Consider the following 21,761-nt stretch of genomic DNA (forward strand, 5'->3'; position numbering starts at 1 on the left):
AAGGACAAAAAGGAGTAGGAAATAAAGGATGGAACCTGTCACCAACGTGCCGCTCTACGATGCGGAGCGCATTGACGATTTATTGACACACGAAATGAAAATCATCCAGAGCCACGAGGTGTTCTGTTTTTCCATGGATGCTGTGCTGCTTGCGCGGTTTGCATCGGTGCCAAAGCGCGGCAGGGTGCTTGATATGTGTACGGGCAACGGGGCGATTCCGTTGATCATGACGACAAGGACGCCGGAAGCTCATTTTGATGGAATCGAAATTCAGCCGCGCTTGTACGACATGGCGAGTCGAAACGTACAATTGAACGGGCTTACAGAACGGATCGAGATGCACCATGGAGACGTCAAAGAGGCTGTTGCCCATTACGGTCACGGCAAATTCGATCTGATTACGTGCAATCCGCCATATATGCCTGCGACGAGTGGCGAGAAAAACACCAGCGAGCACTTTGCGATCGCCCGTCATGAGATCTTGCTGTCGTTGGAAGATGTCATCCGGGTCGGCAGCCAGCTGTTGAAAAACGGCGGCAAGCTCGCACTCGTCCATCGTTCGACGCGACTGATTGATATCATTTCCTTGATGCGTCAATACGGAATCGAGCCGAAGCGGATGCGTCTGGTTTATCCGCGCAGGGATGCGGAGCCGAATATGGTACTAATTGAGGGAATGCGGGGCGGAAAGCCGGAGCTGAGGATTCAACCGCCATTGATTGTCTATGAGAATGGTGAGGAATACTGTGAGGAACTTCAGGAAATTTATTTTGGCAGAAGAGATTCCCTCGCATAAGAGCCACTTTGTCTACATGCTTTCCTGCGCAGACGGTTCCTTGTATACCGGCTATACGACGGAGCTGCTGCGCCGACTGGCGAAGCACCAGGAGGGAAAGGGCGCGAAGTATACCAGAGGACGCGGGCCGTTGGCGCTTGTCTTTTGGGAAGAGGGGCCTGACCGTTCATGGGGCTTGAAGCGGGAGGAAGCGATCAAACGGCTGAATCGCAAGCAAAAAGAAGACTTGATTGGAGGGACGCCGCAATGAATATACAGCGCAGCTTTGCGCAGGAGGAAACAGGTGTCCTGTATTTGGTGGCTACGCCAATTGGCAACCTCGATGACATCACGGTCCGGTGCTTGGAAACACTGCGCGCGGTCGATGTGATTGCCTGTGAAGATACGCGGCAAACAAGGAAGCTGCTGAACCATTTTCAGATCGAGAAGCGCACAGTGAGCTATCACGAGCATAATAAGGAAGCAAGCGGTCAAGGGCTGTTGCAATGGTTGGCAGAAGGAAAGCGAATTGCCTTGGTGAGCGACGCCGGACTGCCGGCTATCTCCGATCCGGGGGCAGACCTTGTGCGCGATGCAGTCGCCGCCGGGTATCCTGTCGTTCCGGTGCCAGGTGCCAATGCCGCACTGACAGCTTTGATTGCTTCGGGACTGCCTACAGACCGTTTTGTTTTTTGCGGATTCATCGGGCGGGAAAACAAGGAGCGGCGCGAGGAGCTGGAACGGCTCAAGCGTTATCCGGAGACGTTGATTTTTTACGAAGCTCCGCATCGGATTGCAAAGACGATTGCCGCGATGCAGGAAGCGTGGGGAAATCGCCGGGCTGTTTTGGCTCGGGAGCTGACCAAGCGCTACGAAGAGTTTGTTCGCGGCACTTTTGACGAACTGCTGGAATGGCTGGACAGCGGGGAAGTGCGCGGGGAATTTTGCGTCATTGTCGAAGGCTACACAGGCGCTGTCGAAACAGAGGAAGCTGTTGACTGGTGGCAGCAAATGAGCGTCGTTGGGCATGTCGACCATTACTGTGAGCAGGGCCTGAGCAAAAAAGAAGCCATCAAGCAGGCGGCTGATGACCGCGGCTTGCCCAAACGGGACGTTTACAACGAGTACCATCGCGATCAGGAAGCGGAATAAGGAGCTGGCCTTAGCAGGTCGGCTTTTTTCTTTTGCTCAGAAAACACAAATAGCCTTCGCATAGCTTGTCCCTGTGCGAAGGCTATTTGTATGTAAATCGGTTTTTTATCAAAAATTAGCGTTTTACAACTGGCATCTCAGTCAGGCAATCTTGGCAAACGATTTTACCTTTAAAATGAGATACTTTATCAGCGTTTCCACAGAAGATGCAAGCAGGCTCGTATTTTTTCAGGATGATGCGCTCACCATCTACGTAAATTTCCAAAGCGTCTTTTTCGGCAATACCGAGTGTGCGGCGCAATTCGATTGGAATAACGACACGACCCAATTCATCTACTTTACGAACAATCCCCGTTGATTTCATCATTGTAAATTCTCCTCCTAAAAATTCATATGTCGATGCTATTGTTAAACGCTCATCATTAATCGTCAATATTCGACATTTTCTGTTGGGATTATCATACCAGCGATTCCCAAAGGTGTCAACATGATTTTGACAAATCTTTGAAAACCAAAGTGTTTTTTGAAAATAAGAAAGTTGATATATCAGCGTTTTGTAGGAAACTGGAAAGTGTATGGAAATTTTTATGGATAAAATTTACTGGGATTAATGCATGTCGAAACAGTCACTTTATGTCGAATGAAACCGCGCCTATTCGACAAAAAAGCCTACTTCTCTCTGCTTTCCCTTTTCCTTACATTTGAAAATAATTCGGGAAAGATGGTGCTGGCTGGATGTTTACAAAACAGGTCGGTCGTGTACAATAGAGGATAAATGAGGGAATGCACAGCAAAAGCAAACGACCATGATGGGAAGAGTAAGCCGATCCTCCTTATTCCAGAGAGCCGGGGTAGCTGAAAACCGGTATAAGCGAGCAAGCCGAACATGGACCCAGAGTCTTGCAGATGAACAGCCGCGACCAAACCGTCGTGTCCAGTAGTCTGTGACGTTGACCCGCGTTAAGGGTAGAGTCTGTTTTGGACTCACCAAGTCCGTTTTCCGCGAGGGAGACGGAGCATTTGGGTGGTACCGCGAGTTAGAGCTCGCCCCAATTTTTTGGGGTGGGCTTTTCTATTTTTCTACATGTTATTAGGAGGGGCTAGGTTGCATGAAACCAACATACTACATCACCACACCGATTTATTATCCAAGCAATAAGCTGCACATCGGAAATGCCTACACGACAATTGCTTGCGATGCACTGGCGCGCTACAAACGTTTGCGCGGCTACGACGTCTACTACCTAACAGGTACGGACGAGCACGGTCAAAAGCTACAGGAGCGCGCGGCCGAAGATGGCAAGCAGCCATTGGAATTTATCGATCCTGTCGTAGACTGGATTCGCGACCTGTGGCAGAAGCTCGACATCTCGTACGATGATTTCATCCGTACGACACAGCCGCGCCACAAAGAAGTCGTGCAAAAAGTGTTCCAGCGTCTGCTTGACCAAGGCGATATTTACCTCGGCGAGTACGAAGGCTACTATTGCGTACCAGACGAGGCGTTCTGGACAGAAACCCAATGTAAAACCGACAAGGGTTACATTTGTCCGGATTGCGGCCGCGAAGTGAAGAAGGTCAAGGAGAAAAACTACTTCTTCCGCATGTCGAAGTATCAGGACAGACTGCTCGCGCACATTGAAGCGAACCCTGACTTCATTCAACCGGAGAGTCGCCGCAACGAGATGATCAACAACTTCCTGAAGCCTGGACTCCAGGACTTGTCCGTATCCCGCAGCACATTTGACTGGGGAATTAAAGTGCCGAGCGATCCTGAACATGTGATTTACGTCTGGATTGACGCGTTGACCAACTACATTTCTGCTCTTGGCTACTTGTCTGACGACGACAGCAAATATCGCCGTTTCTGGCCTGCCAACGTCCATATGGTCGGAAAAGACATTTTGCGCTTCCATACGATCTACTGGCCGATTTTGCTGATGGCGCTCGATGTTCCGCTGCCGAAACAAATTTTCGGTCATGGCTGGCTGTTGATGCCGGATGGAAAAATGTCCAAGTCGAAAGGAAATGTTATCGATCCCAAGCTGCTGATTGACCGTTACGGCTCCGATGGCGTTCGCTACTTCCTGTTGCGTGAAATCAACTTCGGGCAGGACGGCATTTTCACACCGGAATCGTTCGTACAGCGCCTGAACTACGATCTGGCAAACGATATCGGCAACTTGCTCAGCCGCACCGCTACCATGATCGAGAAATACTTCGAAGGCGTAGTTCCAGCTCCGCAAGATGCTGGTGAACCGGATGACAGCCTGATCAGCCTCGCGATGAAAACGAAGGCGCTGGTCGAGGAGCATATGGAAGAAATGCGTTTCTCCAATGCGCTTGCCCACATCTGGGAACTGGTGGGCCGCACGAACAAATACATCGACGAAACCATGCCGTGGAACCTGGCAAAATCGGAAGAAACCAAAGGACGTCTGGCGACAGTCATGTACAACCTCGCGGAAAGCATTCGCATCAGTTCCGTGCTGATTCAACCGTTCATGACCAAGGCGCCTGCGAAAATTTGGGACCAACTCGGCATTTTGGGCAACGAACAGGCGACAAGCTGGGAATCGGCTGGCGTATGGGGCGGATTGCCTGCCGGCAGCATCGTGAGCCGCAAAGAGCTTTTGTTCCCGCGTCTGGACGTGCAGGCTGAGCTGGCTTTCATTGACGATTCGACCGCAGAAGCACGCCGCCAAGCGGAGGAAAACAAGAAAAAACAAGACGCTTTGAAAGGGGAAGCACCTGTGAACGAAACAACGGCAAACCAGGCGGAAGCGACAGAAAAACCAGCGGATGCCAAAGAAGAAATCGGTATCGACGATTTTGGCAAAGTAGAACTGCGTGTTGCGCAAGTAGTGGAATGTGCGAAGCACCCGAACGCCGACAAACTGCTGATTTTGCAACTGGATCTCGGCTATGAAAAGCGCCAAGTCGTTTCCGGTATCGCGAAATACTACACGCCGGAAGACATGGTCGGCAAAAAAGTAATCCTCGTAGCCAATCTGAAGCCTGTGAAACTGCGCGGAGAGCTGTCGCAGGGCATGATTTTGGCAGCGTCCGCAGGCGATCAGCTGACGCTTGCGACAGTAGATCCGAGCATGCCGAACGGAGCGATTGTGAAGTAACGAGGGGCAGGAAAGGAAGAACCTATTTTGCTATTTGAGACACATGCGCACCTGAATGCAAAAGAATTTGATGAGGATCGCGAGGAAGTCATCGCCCGCGCGCGGGAAAACGGCGTCAGCACGATCGTGAACATCGGATTCAACGCAGAAACCATCCCGACTTGCATGGATCTGGCGAAAAACCACGATTTCATATACGCAGTCATCGGCTGGCATCCCCAGGACGCCAAAGACATGACCGACGAGCATTTGGAGTGGATCGAGGAGTTGAGCCGCGATCCGAAGGTAGTGGGGCTGGGCGAAATGGGCCTGGACTATTACTGGGATACGTCGCCAAAAGACGTGCAGGCAGAAGTATTCCGCAAGCAAATTCGTTTGGCGCGGAAGCTCGACATGCCGATCATCATCCACAATCGCGACGCGCACCAGGATGTTTTGACGATCCTGAAAGAAGAAAAGGCAGCAGAGGTCGGAGGGATCATGCACTGCTTCTCCGGCAGCTGGGAGACGGCGAAGCTGGCGCTGGACATGAACTTTTACATTTCATTCGGCGGCCCGCTGACCTTTAAAAATGCGAAGCAGCCAAAAGAAGTAGCAGCCCAAGTACCGCTCGACAAGCTGTTGATAGAAACAGACTGCCCGTACCTGACCCCTCATCCGTTCCGCGGTAAGCGAAATGAGAGTGGATACGTGCGTTACGTCTGCGAGGAAATGGCGAACATTCGCGGCTTGTCTTACGAAGAAATGGCCCAAATCACCACAGAAAATGCAAGACGACTGTTTCGCCTCCAGCCGTAAAAAACAGCAAGCCAAAACGGGAGATCACGCCATATCACGTGATTTCCCGTTTTTTTGTGCTGCGATCTGTTGTTCTACTCGTTTTTTGCGACGCATACCTTGAACAATGTGTCGAACGATTATTGTCCATCCGACAAAGCTTCTCGACAGAAATCTGCTACCATTCGCCATCTGATTTTTGCTAGTCTGTTAGCATTATCGCTTCGGCCAGGGGAGGGTAAATTTGACAAAGGGAAAAAAGTAACTTACAATCAAAGCCGACCTTGTTAAGTACAGACCACTTCCAGAATATTGGTGCAATTACATCGACCCTTACCTGGCTAGACAGGAGAAGCCTCGTGCTTTTCTAGGAAAAGGAGTGTGGGAAATGGAGTTACGCGCGATATGGGAAAAGTATAAGCATTCGGGGCTTGTCGTTTTCGGCATCCTTGCTCTTGTGCTCGTTCCCATGGTTGGCTATTTCTCTGCCCAGGCTACCCAGCCAAAACAGGTCACTTTTTCGTTGGACGGAGAAAGCCAGACGGTAGCTACCAAAGCTAGTACCGTACAGCAGTTCTTGACCGAGCGAAACATTACGGTAACGGAAAAGGATTCCCTTCAACCAACACCTGAGACGAAGCTATCAGACGGAGCATTGATCACTTTACATACAGCCTGGTCCATTCCGGTCCAGGTTGACGGGCAGACTAAAACGATACAGACACTTAGTCGGGATGTTGCTGGCGTGTTGAAGGACAGCGGCATTGCGCTGGGTGAAAAGGACCGGGTAGAGCCGGCCCTGACCGCCTCGCTGACGAAGGACGCTTCGATTACAATCAAGCGCGTAGTCGAGCAGACAGTCAAAGTCGAGGAACGGGTTGCTTTTCAGGAAATACGCAAGAACGATCCGGCATTAACCAAGGGTAAGTCCCGTGTACTGCAAAACGGGCAAGAGGGTAAGGCAATTGCACACTACAAGCTGGTCATGGAAGACGGAAAGGAGGTCTCCCGTGAACTGGTGACAAGAGATGTGCTTGTGCCAAAGAAGGACCAAGTGGTGGCCGTCGGAACAGCAGCTCCTTCGCTGCAAAACAACGATCCATCGCAAAGGGTCTTGGTCGCTTCAGCGGGAATGATCTCGCGTGGTGGGAAAGTATTCAGGCCGAAAAAAGTGCTGAGCGGGGTTACTTTGACTGCCTATTCTCCTTCAGGGGGAGGCAAGCATCCTAGCTCGCCAGGCTATGGACGTACGGCGACAGGGGTCAAAGCAAAGGCAGGCCACACGATCGCAGTAGACCCAAAAGTCATTCCATATGGCTGGTGGGTGTATATTGAGGGCGTAGGGTATCGCCGGGCAGAAGACACAGGCGGCGCCATGCGCGGCGGAAAAATTGACGTGTTTGTGAGCACAGAGCCAGAAGCCGTTCAATTTGGTCGCAAGCGCAACAAAACCGTCTATATAATCGGGCCGCAGAAACCATAGGACAGGAGCAGACCGCTCCTGTCTTTGTCTTTGGCGTTTTGCGAATAGACATGATAAGCTGTTTGATAGTTAGACGGTTTCAGGCGAGGATTCGTTTCGGCATTTCCAGGCTTTTTGCCTGATTTTTTTGGAACACTACTAGCAAAAGCGACATTGTACGAAAGTAGGAGTACGTCATGAAAATAAAAGAGGTCATCGTTGTGGAGGGGAGAGACGACACCGCTGCCATCAAGCGTGCAGTGAACGCTGACACGATTGAAACGGGTGGTTCCGCCATCCATGCCAGAACGATAGAAAAAATCCGGCTGGCGCAGCAGAAGCGCGGCGTCATTATTTTTACAGACCCCGATTACCAGGGGGAGCGCATTCGCAAGATCATCAGTCGTTCCGTACCGGGCTGCAAGCACGCCTTCATTACGCAGGAGGACGGTATGAAAAAAGGCGACATCGGGGTGGAGAACGCTACACCGGAAGTGATTGTTCGCGCGCTGTCGGAAGTCCGGACAGAGATGGCGGAAACAGCCGGAGAGATTACCTCCGATGATTTGCTGGAAAATGGACTCATGTCGGGAAGCGATGCCAAGGAGCGGAGAATCAAGCTTGGGGAAGCTTTGGGGATCGGTTACGCCAACGCCAAGCAAATGCTGCAACGGCTGAATGCTTTTCAAATCACTCGCGCGGAATTTAAAGCGGCTGTAGAAGCCATCGATAAAGAGAGGGAGTAAGCAATGACGCAAGCAGCAGGCAAGGATATTGCCACACCTACGCGAACAAAAGAAATCCTGGAGAAGTACGGCTTCTCCTTCAAGAAGAGTTTGGGCCAAAATTTCCTCGTAGACACCAACATTTTGCACAATATCGTGGACGAAGCTGATCTGACGAAGGAAAAAGGCGCGATTGAAATCGGCCCGGGGATTGGCGCTTTGACCGAACAATTGGGACGAGCAGCAGGGAAGGTCATGGCGATTGAAATCGACCAGCGGCTTTTGCCCATTTTGCAGGACACGCTGTCGCCCTACGACAATATCGAGGTCGTGCATGGCGACGTGCTGGAGCTTGATTTGCGTTCCCTCATTACAGAGAAGCTGGCTGGGGTCGAGAAGCTGAGCGTCGTAGCCAATCTGCCTTACTATGTGACGACGCCGATTTTGATGAAGCTGCTGGAAGAGAGACTGCCTCTGGAGAACATCGTGGTCATGATTCAAAAAGAAGTGGCTGAGAGAATTGCTGCCAAGCCAGGCACGAAAGACTACGGCTCTCTTTCTGTCGCGGCGCAGTTCTATGCGGAAACAGAAGTCGCGATGATCGTTCCAGCCAGCGTGTTTATTCCTCGTCCTAACGTCGATTCTGCCGTCATCAGGCTCAAAGTCAGGGAGCGTCCGCCAGTTGAAGTGGACGACCAGGATGTGTTTTTCCGGGTGGTGCGCTGCTCGTTCGCCCAACGGCGCAAAACTTTGTTGAACAACCTGATGAACGGTCTGTTTCTAAAAACACAGAAGGATGAAGTAATACAGATGCTTTCTGACATCGGGATTGAACCGACCCGCCGCGGCGAAACCCTCAGTATCGAGGAGTTCGCCCGCCTAGCCAACGAAGGCTTGCGGCGCGGCCTGATTGGGCAATAAGACAAACTTTTACCCTCGTTTTTGGACGGAAAAAGCCAAAGACGGGGGTTTTTTGTCGATGAATGCAAGAAAAATGCGGAAAAAAAGGCCGGGCTATTATCGGAAAGCCTTGCTGTAGCAAGGTTTTTGCGCATTGTGGACATACTGTTGGAGAGCAGGTGACAAATATCTGCTAATTTGCTGAAAAAAACCCCGTTGACAAAATATCTACAGGGTTGCTATAATTTTTTATTTCTTTGACAAAATATAATTGAGCTGTTATAATAGATGTAAGCGAGGTGGATGGAACAATGGCAAGAAACGCGTTACTTGACATTAAACGCAGTTTAGACGGGCACATTGGTGAACGCATCCTTCTGAAGGCCAATGGAGGTCGCCGTAAAACCGTCGAACGAAGTGGCATCCTCGAAGAAACATACCCATCTGTGTTTGTGGTAAAGCTTGACGACGATCAACTCTTTGAGCGGGTCTCCTACAGCTATGCCGACATCTTGACGGAAACAGTAGAGTTGACGGTGTGCCGCGATAACGAGCACATCCGCATCACATTTGTACAACAGTAGAGCCCTTTTGGGTTCTACTGTTTTATTTTTGCTATCAAAAGGTTGTAAATATTTGGGCGCGAAGATGAAAAAGCTGGACTTGGAGCACACTATACCTGTCAACGGGAAGGGAGGATGCTATGGGTCGCAGACGAGGAATGATGTCAGAGCAGTTCAAGATGGAACTCGCCAAGGAGCTTGGCTTTTACGATACGGTAAAGGCGGAGGGCTGGGGAGGCATCACGACGCGTGACGCGGGAAACATGGTGAAGCGAGCTGTACAGCTTGCCGAGGAAGCACTGGCTGCCAGACGGTCATAAGCGCTGGCAGGACGCGAGCGGACACATCCCATCTCAGGAATACAATCATACAAACTCGTTGACAAGGCCGGGACCTCCCGGCTTTTTTCATGCCGAAAAACACTGCTGAATTTTCGAAATAACCGCAATGATCTCGATCCTATTCTTTTTGGGGTATCAACTGGCAGGGGAGAGATTGGCTATGCTACAATAAGAGACTAGGAAATTTAGTATAGTAGGCAGAGGTGAACAACGTGCGTATCTCGGTCAAAGCTCCGGCCAAAATCAATCTGACTCTCGATGTGCTTGCCAAACGGCCGGACGGTTATCACGAAGTGGAAATGGTGATGACTACCGTCGACTTGGCAGATCGTGTAGACTTGACTCTGCGCGAAGATGGTGAGATTACGCTGGACTGCTCTGCCAGCTTCGTACCGGATGATATCCGCAATCATGCTTATAAAGCGGCAGTGCTCTTAAAAGAACGCTATCAGGTGCGCCAGGGCGTACGGTTGTATATAGACAAACAAATCCCGGTTGCGGCCGGACTTGCTGGCGGCAGCAGTGATGCCGCGGCGACGTTGCGCGGTTTGAACCAGCTGTGGAATCTCGGATTGAGCTTGGATGAACTGGCGGAGATTGGCGCAGAAATCGGTTCTGACGTCCCTTTTTGCGTCTATGGCGGAACTGCGCTGGCAAAAGGGCGCGGGGAGCAAATCACGCATTTGGGAACGCCGGCCCCTTGCTGGGTGATTTTGGCCAAGCCGCCGATCGGTGTGTCCACTCCTGATGTGTACGGGAACTTGCGTGTCGACAAAATCGACAATCATCCTGACACCAGGCAGATGCTTCAAGCTATCTCAGAGCAAGACTTTTCATTAATGTGCCAGTCGCTCGGAAATGTGTTGGAAAACGTCACGCTCTCCCTTTATCCGCAAGTGCGGCAAATCAAGGAGCTGATGATCGCGTCCGGAGCGGACGGTGTCTTGATGTCCGGCAGCGGTCCTACGGTGTTTGCCCTCGTGCAAAAGGAAGCGAAAGTACATAGGATTTACAATGCACTCAGAGGTTTTGTCAAAGATGTGTTTGTTGTCCGAATGTTAGGCTCCCAAGATGGGGAAATACTTGCATGAACACGTATAAAAATGATACATTAGCAGCATAATATTCGGTTTTGGAGGAAGAGCCATGAAGAAATTGCGCAGAAGTGCGCGTCTGGTTGACATGACGCAGCACTTGCTTGCCCATCCCCATACGCTGACTCCTCTCACTCTGTTTGCGGAACAATACGGCGCAGCGAAATCATCCATCAGTGAAGACTTGTCGATCATCAAGGAAGCGTTTGAGGTCCAGGGTGTAGGGCAGCTCAAGACGGTGGCGGGTGCGGCAGGCGGAGTGAAGTATATTCCCCAGGTAAAAACGGAAGAGGCCCTTCACTTCATGCGCGAACTGATCGAGCAATTGGCCAATCCGGAAAGACTTTTGCCAGGTGGATACCTGTACATGTCCGACATTCTCGGCAACCCGGCGACTATGGCGAAGATCGGCAAGCTTTTTGCCACTGCTTACGCTGACAAAAACGTCGATGTGGTCATGACAGTGGAGACAAAAGGAATCCCTCTCGCATACGCGACGGCCATGTTTTTGAATGTGCCTGTCGTCATTGTGCGTCGCGACAACAAGGTGACGGAAGGTTCTGTGGTAAGCATCAATTACGTATCCGGTTCCAGTAAGCGGATTCAGACGATGTCTCTCGCTCGCCGCGGCTTGGCCGAGCAGTCCCGCGTCCTGATCGTGGACGACTTCATGAAGGCTGGCGGCACGCTGCGCGGCATGATCGATCTGCTTCAAGAGTTCCGCGCGACTGTTGTTGGTTGCGGCGTGCTGGTCGAAACGACAGCAGATGTATCCGAGCGATTGGTTGATGAGTATGTGTCTCTTGCCAAACTGCAAGATGTCGACTTCAAGGGCAAGCAGATTGAAATTGAGCTAGGCAGTTTTTTTGAAAATAGAGGGGAGTAGATCAAAATGGCAATCTCTTTTGTTTCAACTGACAAGGCTCCAGCAGCTATCGGCCCGTACAGCCAGGCTGCAAAAGTAGGTCCGTTTCTGTTTGCATCCGGCCAAATCGCGCTGCGTGCGGACGGCACGCTGGTAGAAGGCGACGTTGTGGAGCAAACCCATCAGGTGTTCTCCAACATCCAGGCTGTTCTGGCAGAAGCAGGAGGAAACCTCTCGCATGTAGTGAAGGCGACCGTATTCATCAAGGACATGAATGACTTTGCGCAATTGAACGAAGTGTATGGCCAATATTTTGGCGATCACAAGCCTGCTCGCTCTACCGTTGAAGTGGCACGCCTGCCGCGCGATGTAAAAGTAGAGATCGAGATCGTTGCCTATATCGAAGCGTAAGAATAGAATAATTGGAAATTCGACACAGCCTGATGCTCGGTGCGTTAGGCTGTTTTTGCGTTGTTTATAACATGGATAGTAAAAATGTGCCGTGTAAAGAGTTGATGTTATGAACATATTTATATATTTTTTTAAAAATTGCATAACATCAGCAGGAATATTTACCCAGAGGGTGGAAATACTCCTAAACGCGTTTCATAGATAAAGGGAGTGAACTAGATGGAAGTTACAGACGTAAGACTGCGCCGAGTGAATACGGATGGTAGGATGAAAGCGATTGCATCCATTACAATTGACCATGAATTTGTGGTTCATGATATCCGTGTCATTGACGGAAACAACGGCATGTTCGTTGCAATGCCGAGCAAGCGCACACCAGACGGAGAATTTCGCGATATCGCCCATCCGATTTCTTCGACTACCCGTGAAAAGATCCAAGCTGCTGTTTTGACCGAGTATGAACGCGTAGGTCAAGAAGAAGAAAGCACGATCGAAGCGGGTGCGTAAAATAGCACCCAATACAAAAGCACCCTGTCATTTCTGGCAGGGTGCTTCGGCGTCTGATTACCCGTAACATTTGGATAATTTTCTTGTAATTTCCTGTTGATCCATTCCTTCCCCGATAAAAACAGCGACCAGTTTCGGTCCGAAGTTCTCGAATGGAAAGAACAGCACTTGATTGTCCGTGTGCTGGAACGAAATCAGTTCTTTTTTTCCATGAAAGAGCACATACCCCTTTGCCCGATACACGTTTTTGGGCAGATCATACAAAAAATCCTCGAATTTTTTCTCGTCTACCGGCCCAGTAAAAGTGTAGGAAAACGTATCGATGCTGTTGTAAAGCGAAGGTGTGCTCGTTTTCAGGCCGAGCGATTGTTTCAGCCTGTCCATCGTGGACATGCGGCCGATCGTTGTTTGGACGGGAGCAGGGGAGGCAGAATCGGGTTCTCTCACATGCTCGACTCGTTTCACAGCCTGAAGCCGGGAGAGATCGATGTTCGCCTGCACCGCTTGGTGAATCGGCGCTTTCGGGTTTAGCTCCGCGAGCTTCTGCTTGACGCGCTCCACCAGTTCTGCGCTCGCCATATCTGTTTTGTTGAGCAGGATGAGGTCGGCGTATTTGACCTGATTGCGGATGGTCTTCACGAGAGCCGCTGTGGAGGCGAAGCGCGAATTGAGATCCAAAAAGCGGGAAGCATCCACGACGCTGATCGTCCCTTTCAGCTCGATGCGATCGTAAAGCTCGGGATGGGTAAGCGTATCGATGACATCGATCGGGTCGGCGACTCCTGTTGTTTCTATCAAAATGCGATCGGGTTGCAGGGAGTTCAAAATATCCCGCAAGCCTTCTGTCAGTTCCCCTTTGATCGAGCAGCAAATGCAACCGTCCAGCAGCTTTTTTACGGGGAAGCCAAAGCCTTGCAGCTGTTCGCCGTCAATATCTTCCTCGCCCATTTCATTCATCAGGACGACTACGTTTTCGTTCTGGACGCGTAGATGAGTCAGCCATTTTTGCAATAAGGTCGTTTTTCCGCTGCCCAAGTATCCGGTCAGCAAGTAGACATTCGCTGGCATTCCTTCCTGCCTCCTTTATATAACCTCTTTCGCCCATCAATATATCACTTTTTGTCAGATTATTAAATGTTGTCTGTTAGATGAACAACTTTCAGGCAATGTCAGGGAAACGGCGATAATCCTGCATCGATTGTCTTGAAATCCACATATGATTAAGATATAGTCATTGTGGAACTTCTACGATGGAGGGTTGACATGTCTAAGATCCATGCCGTGGTTCTGGCCGCTGGTCAGGGTACGCGGATGAAATCGAAGCTGTACAAGGTTCTGCATCCTGTATGTGGGAAACCAATGGTTCAGCATGTTGTGGATACGATGGTTTCTATGCAGGTTGAGGACATCGTTGTCGTCGTAGGTCATGGTGCTGACGTGGTCCGCGCCAAACTAGGCGAGGGCGTTACTTACGCACTGCAAGAAGAACAATTGGGAACGGCGCATGCCGTTTCGCAGGCAGCGCCGTTTTTACAGGATAAAGAAGGCACTACGTTTCTTTTGTACGGAGACGTTCCCCTCTTGTCTGAACAGACGTTGTCCGCCTTGCTGACCTATCACGAAGAGCAGCAAGCGGCTGCAACTGTATTGACCGCCGTGCTCCCCGATCCGACAGGCTACGGGCGCATCGTGCGCAACGAGGCGGGCGAAGTATTGCGAATCGTGGAACATAAGGACGCCACAGAAGCGGAACGGGCGGTCCAGGAAATTAACACGGGCATATACTGTTATGACAATCGCAAATTATGGAAAGCCTTGGCGGAAGTGAAAAATGACAACGCGCAAGGCGAATACTATGTAACAGACGTTGTCGGCATTTTGCGGGAAGCGGGCGAAAAGGTAGTGGCTTACGAAGCGGTTGACCCTGAGGAAACGATGGGCGTCAATGATCGTGTGCAGCTGTCTGAAGCGGAAGCGTATATGCGGAAGCGGATTGCCAACGGTCATATGCGCAATGGTGTTACCATCATTGATCCGGCTTCTACGTATATCGAGGCAGATGTCGTCATCGGGGCCGATACGGTTATTCAACCGGGTACATTTTTGCGCGGACGGACAACCATTGGCACGGATTGCGTCATTGGGCCACAGGCTGACTTGACCGATGTGCAGGTTGGTTCCGGCGTCACCATTTCCTATTCGGTCATGGTAGAGTCAAGTGTGGAAGCAGAGTCGGCAGTCGGGCCATTCGCCTACATTCGTCCAGGCTCGCAAATTGGCCGCAAAGCGAAGATCGGTGATTTCGTCGAATTGAAAAATACAAAGATCGGCGACGGAAGCAAAGTACCTCACCTCAGCTATGTAGGTGACGCGGAAATTGGCGATGGCGTGAACATCGGCTGTGGTACGATAACCGTCAATTACGACGGGGCAGTCAAGCATAAGACAATCGTCCAGGACGGAGCGTTCATCGGTTGCAACAGCAATCTGGTGGCTCCCGTTACCGTTGGACAAAATGCGTATGTTGCAGCAGGATCGACCATCACTCAGGATGTGCCTGACAATGCGCTTGCGATCGCACGTGAGCGTCAAGTGAATAAACCAGATTACGCTAACAAAATGCCTCGCAAGGGCAAAAAGCAATCATAACGGGAGGTTCTAAGAGAAGATCATGGCTAATTACCGCGACCCCAAACTGAAGGTATTTACGTGCAACGCAAACCCTGAATTGGCAAAAGAAATCGCTGAACACATTGGTGTACCGCTCGGAAATGCACAAGCTGTGCGCTTTAGTGACGGCGAATGCCAAATTAAATTGAATGAAAGCGTTCGCGGTTGTGACGTATTTGTTATTCAGCCAACGTCTGCTCCCGTTAATGAGCATTTGATGGAGCTTTTGGTAATGGTCGATGCACTGAAACGCGCATCTGCAAAAAGCATCAACGTTGTTATTCCTTACTACGGATATGCCAGACAAGATCGCAAGGCGCGCGCACGTGATCCGATCACAGCAAAACTGGTTGCCAACCTGATTGAAACCGCAGGAGCGCAACGTGTAATTACCATGGATCTGCACGCAACACAAATCCAGGGATTCTTCGACATTCCTGTGGACCATCTGCTCGGTGTGCCGATTTTGGGCAAACACTTCTCCGAAAAAGGCTTGAAGGACATCGTCGTCGTATCGCCTGACCATGGCGGCGTAACTCGTGCCCGCAAGCTGGCTGAGCGTCTGGAAGCGCCAATCGCCATTATCGACAAGCGCCGCCCAGAGCCAAACGTAGCGGAAGTCATGAACATCGTCGGTAATATCGAAGGCAAGACTGCCATCATTATTGACGATATCATTGATACAGCGGGAACAATCACCCTGGCTGCCAATGCATTGGTAGAAGCTGGTGCCCGCGAAGTTTACGCATGCTGCACACACCCTGTTCTGTCCGGTCCAGCAATCGAGCGTATCGCCAACTCGAAGATCAAAGAGTTGATCGTAACCAATTCGATCCCGCTGACCCAAGAGCAAATTATCGACAAAATCACCGTTCTGTCCGTAGCGCCGATCATTGGCGAAGCGATCATTCGCGTACACGAAGAACTGTCTGTCAGCAAGCTGTTCGATTAAGGCAAGCATCCCCTTTTAGGGGATTGAAATAAACCTCCTTTGGACAAGCTAGTGAGGAAACTTTTACTAGCTAGGGTCCGAGGAGGTTTTTTTGTGGAAGCGATAAAGGCTCAAGTGCGCAACCAAACAACAGGCAATTCCGTAAAGGTGCTGCGGCGTGAAGGCTGGGTGCCTGGTGTCGTGTACGGAAGCGATGTAAGCAGTCAGTCGATTCAAATCAATGGACGGGAGCTGGATGCGGCCTTGCGTCACCAGACGACAAACAAGCCGTTCCGGTTGGATGTGGATGGAACTACCCATGATGTGATGGTAAACGAATTGCAACGCCATCCTTTGCAGGGCAACATTTTGCATGCCGATTTCAAGAAAATCAATATGAACGAAAAAATGCAGACGTCGGTACCTGTCCTCATGACGGGAGATCCTGAATTGGGAGTAGCGACGCTTGTGCGCCATAACGTAGAGGTCAACTGCTTGCCAAGCAATATTCCGGGATCGTTCCTGGTGAACGTGGACGGCTTCCAGATTGGAGACGTTGTTTTGGCAGCCGACCTGGAAGTTCCGGCGGGAGTAGAGCTGCTGGTTGACCCTACAGAAGTGCTGATCAGTGTCCTGCCAGTGAAGGCCAAGTCGGAAGAGTCGATCGAAGCGGAGCAAGAGGCGGAAGCCGTAGCAGAGAAGGCTGCGGCTGAATAAGAAAAAAGTCGAATGATGGAAAGAAGGGGCCGAGTTGATGACTGCGGGCCCTTTTTCTTTTGTTACCGATGTCATTCTAGTACAATGGGGAGAGAGTAGGAGGGAATGAACGTGAAAGTAATCATTGGATTGGGCAATCCAGGTAAAAAATATGAAGACACCAGACATAATGCCGGATTCATGGCCATAGATAAGATTAGCGACAAATGGGGCATTCCCGTTACGCAAAACAAGTTTCGCGCTCTTGTCGGCGAAGGCCGGGTGGAAGGCGAAAAGGTGCTGCTTGTCAAACCGCAGACGTACATGAATCTGTCCGGTGAGTCAGTCGCAGAAATCTTGAAATTTTACAAGCTGATTCCGGATGATCTGGTTGTCATTTTTGACGATCTCGACTTGCCGACCGGACAGCTTCGTCTGCGTGAAAAAGGCAGTGCTGGTGGTCACAACGGCATCAAGTCGATGATTCAACATTTGGGAACCCAGGAATTTAAACGCATCAAGGTCGGGATCAGCCGTCCAGAGCCAGGGCGCAGCGTGAGCGACTACGTGCTGCAATCGTTCCCTGCTGCGGAGAGAACGCTGATTCAGGAAGCTGTGGAGCATGCTGCTGATGCAGCGGCGATGTGGACGAGAGAGCCTTTTATTAAAGTGATGAACCAGTTTAACAGCCTGCAAAAATAAGCGGCAGCACACAGGAGTCAGGCTTGCCGCTAGTATGATTTTCCACCCAACCGACCATACTAAGCGATATGAAAGGTATGGGGGTGGCATATGCATGAGCATTCGCTATACGTGTCGTTGCTGCGGCATGAAAATCGCGGAATTTGACGAATCGCAAGTGACAGAAGCGCAGCTCGGGTTTGATTCCTTGACCCCGGAGGAGCGTGCTCTTATAATATCGAGAGAACAAAGTGGAGATACGGTCGTCAGCATCACGTGCGACTACTGCCGTGAAGCGCTGATTCAGCATCCAGAGCTTTCGCTAGTTGGAAACCCACTTCAATAAATAAGTGGATACTCGTTAGGAAGGCTTGCACTGACAAGGCCTTAGCTTGGGGAGCTAAGGCTTCTTTTCGCATGGTCGACCCGCGGGCAAATCGCTTGACCAGTCATGCTCTGGCTGTAGATGACAGAAGAATTAGAGAGGGGATTAGTGAATGCAAGTCATCATTAACCCGATGAAACAAGACTCGAACGTCGGGACAATTGTGGCTGGTTTGGAGAAAGGTCTGCATGAGCAGCTTGTCTCCGGTCTAGCAGGCTCAGCCCGACAGACACTGATGGCGGCACTGAAACAGATGACCGGGCGTCCGGTTTGTGTCGTCACGCATAACATGTACCAAGCACAAAAAGTATACGAGGATCTTATTGAGCTGGTTCCTTCTGATCAAGTGCTGCTTTATCCGGGAAACGAGCTGATTGGCTCTGAGCTTGCCATCGCCAGTCCCGAGATGCTGGCGCAGCGCATTCATGTATTCAACCGTCTGGCCCAAGGCTTTACGGGTTTTTTGGTTGCGCCATTCGCCGGATTGCGCCGCCTGGTTGTGCCTCCCGAAGTGTGGAAAGAGGCGCAGATTACGCTGTCTGTCGGTGACGAGCTGGATATCGAATCGTTTTTGTCCCGCTGTATCGAGCTTGGTTACGAGCGCGTCGATATGGTCGAGCGAAAAGGCGAACTGAGCGTTCGCGGCGGAATTATCGACCTGTACCCGATTGATTCCGAGTGGCCTGTGCGCATCGAGCTGTTCGATGTGGAGATTGACTCGATCCGTACGTTCGACATGCTTTCCCAGCGCTCGCTTGAATCGGTGCAAACCTACATTTTGGGCCCGGCAAAAGAAATGATCGCCTCTACGCCTTTGCTGATGGAAGCGGCTGTTCGCTTAGAGCAGAAGCTCGGTGAAACCGTTGCCAAGCTGAAAGATGGCGCCGCCAAGGAAAAAGTGGTCGAGCGGATTGGTTCGGATGTCGAGCGTATGAAACAAGGGCAGCGTTTTGCTCAGCTGTACTCGTACGTTTCCGTCATTTATCCGTCACAGGACACGCTGATCTCCTACATGCCGTCTGAAACCCTCTTGATCATGGATGAGCCTTCCCGCGTTTTGGATACGGCAGCACAGCTGCAAAAAGAAGAAGCAGAGTGGCTGACCGGACGAATCATTCAGGGCGAGTACATGGCTAACCTGAGCCTGTCCCGCACTTATGAAGACATCGTTTCCCACAAGAAGCGGCAGATTGTCCACCTGTCTTTGTTCCTCCGACAATCTCCCAAGACCCAGCCGCAAAACATCGTCAACCTGACCTGTCGCACTATGCAGAACTTCCACGGACAGATGAATGTGCTGAAAACAGAGCTGGCCCGCTGGAAAAAGTCTCAGGACCAGATCGTTTTTGTCGCGGCCGATCTGGAGCGTGCCAAACGTCTGGAGCGCGTCCTGCACGATTATGAGATGGAAGCAGATGTGTTGACCGAAGCGGTTGAGGTGGTGCCACCAGGGCGTCCTACGATCATCTTGGGGAACCTCCAGACAGGCTTCGAGCTGCCTCTGAACAAGCTGGTCGTTATTACGGAGGGCGAAGTATTTACCGCCAAGCAGCGTAAAGCGCGCAAAGTTCAGCAGACGATGAACAATGCGGAGCGGATCAAAAATTACTTGGAGCTAAAGCCCGGCGATTTTGTGGTGCACATCAATCACGGGATTGGGAAGTACCTTGGAATTGAAACCAAGGAAATACTCGGAATTCATAAAGATTACCTTCACATTCAATACGCAGCAGGCGACAGCCTGTTTGTGCCGATCGATCAAATCGACCATGTGCAAAAGTACGTGGCGAGCGAAGAAGCCCAGCCGAAAATCTACAGCTTGGGCGGAAGCGAATGGAAGCGGGTCAAAAATAAAGTTCAGTCTTCCGTCAAAGACATTGCCGAGGATTTGATCAAGCTGTACGCTGCGCGCGAAGCAGCGGTCGGTCACGCCTTTTCCTCAGATACAACCGAGCAGCGCGATTTTGAGTCGATGTTCCCGTATCAGGAGACTCCCGACCAGTTGCGGGCAATCGCTGAGGTCAAAAGCGATATGGAGCGCAGACGCCCGATGGATCGCCTCGTTTGCGGAGACGTGGGTTACGGAAAAACAGAAGTGGCGATTCGCGCAGCGTTCAAGGCTGTCATGGACGGCAAACAGGTGGCTGTTCTCGTTCCGACGACGATTTTGGCGCAGCAGCATTACGAGACGTTTCGTGAGCGTTTTGCCGACTACCCGATCAGGGTTGAGGTGTTGAGCCGTTTTCGCTCGCGCAAGGAACAAAACGCTACGTTAAAAGGACTGAAAGAAGGCACTGTCGATGTCGTCATCGGAACGCATCGTTTGCTGTCCAAAGACTTGACGTTTCGCGAACTCGGACTGCTCATCGTCGACGAGGAGCAGCGTTTCGGTGTGAGTCACAAAGAAAAGCTGAAGCAAATCAAGACAAATGTCGATGTTATCACGTTGACCGCGACGCCAATCCCGCGGACGCTGCACATGTCGATGCTGGGTGTGCGCGACTTGTCTGTCATCGAGACACCGCCAGAAAACCGTTTCCCTGTGCAGACGTATGTAATGGAATACAGTCCTGCGCTGGTGAGAGAAGCGATTGAGCGCGAGATGGCGCGCGACGGCCAAGTATTTTTCCTCTACAATCAGGTGCAAGGCATTGAGCAGATGGCTGAACAAATATCCATGCTCGTGCCTGATGCACGGATCGCGGTAGCGCACGGCCAGATGAACGAGAGCGAGCTGGAAGGCGTCATCCTCGACTTTTTGGAAGGGAATTTTGACGTGTTGGTCAGCACGACGATCATTGAGACCGGGGTGGACATCCCGAACGTGAACACGCTGATCATCCACAATGCCGACAAAATGGGCCTGTCCCAACTGTATCAGCTTCGCGGAAGGGTTGGACGTTCGAACCGGATTGCTTATGCTTACTTCACATACCAACGGGACAAGGTGCTGACAGAAGTCGCAGAAAAACGGCTTCAGGCGATCAAGGAATTTACGGAACTCGGCTCCGGCTTCAAGATCGCCATGCGCGACTTGTCGATCCGGGGGGCCGGGAATTTGCTCGGTGCCGAGCAGCACGGGTTTATCAATACAGTCGGTTTCGACCTGTACAGCCAGATGCTCAAGGAAGCGATTGACGAGTTGAAGGGAGAGGTCAAGCAGGAAGCGGTTACGCCCGTGGAAATCAATCTCCAGCTCGATGCTTACATCCCGTCTATGTACATTACCGACAGCCGGCAAAAGATCGAGATGTACAAAAAGTTTGTGGCGGTATCCACGCTGGAGGATGTCGACGATCTGGCAGAGGAATTGTTGGACCGTTTCGGCCCTGTTCCGCAGCCGGTTGACAATCTCCTGACCATTTCCCGTTTGCGTGTCTATGCGCTGCAACACCACATCACCGAGATCAGCCAAAAAAATCCGGATGAAATCAAGCTCGTTCTCCATCCTAGCCAAAACAACAACATTGATGGCGGTGCGCTGTTTGCGCTTGCCAGCAACTGGAGCCGGAGGTTGGGGCTCTCAGGTGGACAACAGATCACGATTACTGTTAAAGTAAAGGGGTTAAGGGAAGACGAAGGTGTACAGCTGATCGAGAAGCTGCTTCGTCAATTTCACCAGGTGCGTAAAGACACCGGTACGGAGAGTCCTGTGTCCTAATGGGCAGAGGACTTGCCAGGAAGGGAGATTT

22 protein-coding genes are annotated in these 21,761 nt (G+C 51.1%); 20 read left to right on the plus strand and 2 right to left on the minus strand.

The features are described from left to right. Positions 1-28: 28 nt before the first annotated feature. The 3 genes from NST23_RS00590 to rsmI are packed head-to-tail and all read left to right on the plus strand — an operon-like array spanning position 29 to position 1,927. Complete coding sequence (locus NST23_RS00590; protein ID WP_122966036.1) at positions 29-796, plus strand: tRNA1(Val) (adenine(37)-N6)-methyltransferase; 768 nt, start codon at positions 29-31, stop codon at positions 794-796. Next, a complete protein-coding gene (locus tag NST23_RS00595; RefSeq protein ID WP_233454143.1) occupies positions 771-1,046 on the plus strand; it encodes a GIY-YIG nuclease family protein in 276 nt (91 codons plus the stop codon). Before NST23_RS00590 ends, NST23_RS00595 begins: the two co-directional genes overlap by 26 nt. Beyond that, positions 1,043-1,927 carry a 16S rRNA (cytidine(1402)-2'-O)-methyltransferase gene (rsmI, locus tag NST23_RS00600; RefSeq protein WP_173598010.1) on the plus strand — a complete coding sequence of 295 codons (885 nt, stop codon included), beginning with the start codon at positions 1,043-1,045 and terminating at the stop codon, positions 1,925-1,927. Before NST23_RS00595 ends, rsmI begins: the two co-directional genes overlap by 4 nt. 115 nt (positions 1,928-2,042) lie before the next feature. On the opposite strand, the gene NST23_RS00605 is transcribed toward rsmI, so the two are convergent. Next, a complete protein-coding gene (locus NST23_RS00605) occupies positions 2,043-2,294 on the minus strand; it encodes an AbrB/MazE/SpoVT family DNA-binding domain-containing protein (RefSeq protein ID WP_007776347.1) in 252 nt (83 codons plus the stop codon). A 742-nt stretch (positions 2,295-3,036) separates the two neighbouring features. On the opposite strand from NST23_RS00605, the gene metG reads away from it, so the two are divergent. The 11 genes from metG (at position 3,037) to spoVG (ending at position 12,706) form a co-directional block, all read left to right on the plus strand. Further along, positions 3,037-5,061, plus strand: coding sequence for a methionine--tRNA ligase (gene metG, locus NST23_RS00610; RefSeq protein WP_122966033.1), 2,025 nt, complete (start codon positions 3,037-3,039; stop codon positions 5,059-5,061). A 27-nt stretch (positions 5,062-5,088) separates the two neighbouring features. After that, positions 5,089-5,859, plus strand: a complete 771-nt coding sequence (locus NST23_RS00615) for a TatD family hydrolase (RefSeq protein ID WP_063230315.1) — start codon at positions 5,089-5,091, stop codon at positions 5,857-5,859. 367 nt (positions 5,860-6,226) lie between these two features. After that, complete coding sequence (locus NST23_RS00620; RefSeq protein WP_173598011.1) at positions 6,227-7,321, plus strand: 3D domain-containing protein; 1,095 nt, start codon at positions 6,227-6,229, stop codon at positions 7,319-7,321. 176 nt (positions 7,322-7,497) lie between these two features. Then, positions 7,498-8,046, plus strand: a complete 549-nt coding sequence (gene rnmV / locus NST23_RS00625) for a ribonuclease M5 (RefSeq protein WP_340962963.1) — start codon at positions 7,498-7,500, stop codon at positions 8,044-8,046. Positions 8,047-8,049: 3 nt separating this feature from the next. Next, on the plus strand, positions 8,050-8,946 hold the full coding sequence (gene rsmA / locus NST23_RS00630) for a 16S rRNA (adenine(1518)-N(6)/adenine(1519)-N(6))-dimethyltransferase RsmA (protein ID WP_242773324.1): 897 nt from the start codon (positions 8,050-8,052) through the stop codon (positions 8,944-8,946). Between the two features lie 290 nt (positions 8,947-9,236). Then, positions 9,237-9,509, plus strand: a complete 273-nt coding sequence (gene veg / locus NST23_RS00635) for a biofilm formation stimulator Veg (protein ID WP_122966031.1) — start codon at positions 9,237-9,239, stop codon at positions 9,507-9,509. Between the two features lie 119 nt (positions 9,510-9,628). Continuing rightward, positions 9,629-9,808, plus strand: coding sequence for a small, acid-soluble spore protein, alpha/beta type (locus tag NST23_RS00640; protein WP_063230319.1), 180 nt, complete (start codon positions 9,629-9,631; stop codon positions 9,806-9,808). Between the two features lie 233 nt (positions 9,809-10,041). Further along, on the plus strand, positions 10,042-10,920 hold the full coding sequence (gene ispE / locus NST23_RS00645) for a 4-(cytidine 5'-diphospho)-2-C-methyl-D-erythritol kinase (protein WP_063230320.1): 879 nt from the start codon (positions 10,042-10,044) through the stop codon (positions 10,918-10,920). A gap of 55 nt (positions 10,921-10,975) precedes the next feature. Continuing rightward, positions 10,976-11,809: a pur operon repressor gene (gene purR / locus NST23_RS00650; protein WP_063230321.1), complete on the plus strand. Its 834-nt coding sequence runs from the start codon at positions 10,976-10,978 to the stop codon at positions 11,807-11,809. Positions 11,810-11,815: 6 nt separating this feature from the next. After that, the gene (locus NST23_RS00655; RefSeq protein ID WP_063230322.1) at positions 11,816-12,199 is read left to right on the plus strand and encodes a RidA family protein; all 384 of its coding nucleotides are present in this window, start codon (positions 11,816-11,818) and stop codon (positions 12,197-12,199) included. A 219-nt stretch (positions 12,200-12,418) separates the two neighbouring features. Continuing rightward, positions 12,419-12,706 carry a septation regulator SpoVG gene (gene spoVG / locus NST23_RS00660; protein ID WP_005828662.1) on the plus strand — a complete coding sequence of 96 codons (288 nt, stop codon included), beginning with the start codon at positions 12,419-12,421 and terminating at the stop codon, positions 12,704-12,706. A 57-nt stretch (positions 12,707-12,763) separates the two neighbouring features. Here the strand turns inward: spoVG and NST23_RS00665 are convergent, their stop codons facing one another. Then, positions 12,764-13,774, minus strand: coding sequence for a CobW family GTP-binding protein (locus NST23_RS00665; protein ID WP_173598012.1), 1,011 nt, complete (start codon positions 13,772-13,774; stop codon positions 12,764-12,766). A gap of 195 nt (positions 13,775-13,969) precedes the next feature. Between NST23_RS00665 and glmU the strand changes: the two genes are divergently transcribed. The 6 genes from glmU to mfd all read left to right on the plus strand — a co-directional run bounded on the left by glmU (position 13,970) and on the right by mfd (position 21,730). Continuing rightward, a complete protein-coding gene (gene glmU / locus NST23_RS00670) occupies positions 13,970-15,355 on the plus strand; it encodes a bifunctional UDP-N-acetylglucosamine diphosphorylase/glucosamine-1-phosphate N-acetyltransferase GlmU (RefSeq protein WP_122966028.1) in 1,386 nt (461 codons plus the stop codon). A 22-nt stretch (positions 15,356-15,377) separates the two neighbouring features. Continuing rightward, positions 15,378-16,328 carry a ribose-phosphate diphosphokinase gene (locus NST23_RS00675; protein WP_063230325.1) on the plus strand — a complete coding sequence of 317 codons (951 nt, stop codon included), beginning with the start codon at positions 15,378-15,380 and terminating at the stop codon, positions 16,326-16,328. A 93-nt stretch (positions 16,329-16,421) separates the two neighbouring features. Continuing rightward, on the plus strand, positions 16,422-17,024 hold the full coding sequence (locus tag NST23_RS00680; protein WP_063230326.1) for a 50S ribosomal protein L25: 603 nt from the start codon (positions 16,422-16,424) through the stop codon (positions 17,022-17,024). A 111-nt stretch (positions 17,025-17,135) separates the two neighbouring features. Continuing rightward, complete coding sequence (gene pth, locus NST23_RS00685; RefSeq protein ID WP_063230327.1) at positions 17,136-17,705, plus strand: aminoacyl-tRNA hydrolase; 570 nt, start codon at positions 17,136-17,138, stop codon at positions 17,703-17,705. Positions 17,706-17,799: 94 nt separating this feature from the next. Beyond that, positions 17,800-18,030 (plus strand): anti-sigma-F factor Fin, encoded by a 231-nt coding sequence (locus NST23_RS00690; RefSeq protein ID WP_007726431.1) that lies wholly within the window; start codon positions 17,800-17,802, stop codon positions 18,028-18,030. Between the two features lie 151 nt (positions 18,031-18,181). After that, entirely contained in the window at positions 18,182-21,730 is a 3,549-nt protein-coding gene (gene mfd, locus NST23_RS00695; protein ID WP_122966027.1) for a transcription-repair coupling factor, read from the plus strand. The last annotated feature ends 31 nt before the right edge of the window (positions 21,731-21,761 follow it).

It is taken from the genome of Brevibacillus sp. FSL K6-0770 (assembly GCF_038000275.1).
In the GTDB taxonomy this organism is placed as follows: Bacteria; Bacillota; Bacilli; order Brevibacillales; family Brevibacillaceae; genus Brevibacillus; species Brevibacillus parabrevis.

Coding starts and splice junctions, on each gene's coding strand:
- NST23_RS00675 (WP_063230325.1), top strand. CDS start 15,378: ATGGCTAATTACCGCGACCCCAAACTGAAGGTATTTACGTGCAACGCA.
- NST23_RS00665 (WP_173598012.1), bottom strand. CDS start 13,774: ATGCCAGCGAATGTCTACTTGCTGACCGGATACTTGGGCAGCGGAAAA.
- veg (WP_122966031.1), top strand. CDS start 9,237: ATGGCAAGAAACGCGTTACTTGACATTAAACGCAGTTTAGACGGGCAC.
- mfd (WP_122966027.1), top strand. CDS start 18,182: ATGCAAGTCATCATTAACCCGATGAAACAAGACTCGAACGTCGGGACA.
- NST23_RS00620 (WP_173598011.1), top strand. CDS start 6,227: ATGGAGTTACGCGCGATATGGGAAAAGTATAAGCATTCGGGGCTTGTC.
- NST23_RS00640 (WP_063230319.1), top strand. CDS start 9,629: ATGGGTCGCAGACGAGGAATGATGTCAGAGCAGTTCAAGATGGAACTC.
- metG (WP_122966033.1), top strand. CDS start 3,037: ATGAAACCAACATACTACATCACCACACCGATTTATTATCCAAGCAAT.
- NST23_RS00590 (WP_122966036.1), top strand. CDS start 29: ATGGAACCTGTCACCAACGTGCCGCTCTACGATGCGGAGCGCATTGAC.
- glmU (WP_122966028.1), top strand. CDS start 13,970: ATGTCTAAGATCCATGCCGTGGTTCTGGCCGCTGGTCAGGGTACGCGG.
- purR (WP_063230321.1), top strand. CDS start 10,976: ATGAAGAAATTGCGCAGAAGTGCGCGTCTGGTTGACATGACGCAGCAC.
- NST23_RS00655 (WP_063230322.1), top strand. CDS start 11,816: ATGGCAATCTCTTTTGTTTCAACTGACAAGGCTCCAGCAGCTATCGGC.
- rnmV (WP_340962963.1), top strand. CDS start 7,498: ATGAAAATAAAAGAGGTCATCGTTGTGGAGGGGAGAGACGACACCGCT.
- NST23_RS00690 (WP_007726431.1), top strand. CDS start 17,800: ATGAGCATTCGCTATACGTGTCGTTGCTGCGGCATGAAAATCGCGGAA.
- spoVG (WP_005828662.1), top strand. CDS start 12,419: ATGGAAGTTACAGACGTAAGACTGCGCCGAGTGAATACGGATGGTAGG.
- rsmA (WP_242773324.1), top strand. CDS start 8,050: ATGACGCAAGCAGCAGGCAAGGATATTGCCACACCTACGCGAACAAAA.
- rsmI (WP_173598010.1), top strand. CDS start 1,043: ATGAATATACAGCGCAGCTTTGCGCAGGAGGAAACAGGTGTCCTGTAT.
- NST23_RS00605 (WP_007776347.1), bottom strand. CDS start 2,294: ATGATGAAATCAACGGGGATTGTTCGTAAAGTAGATGAATTGGGTCGT.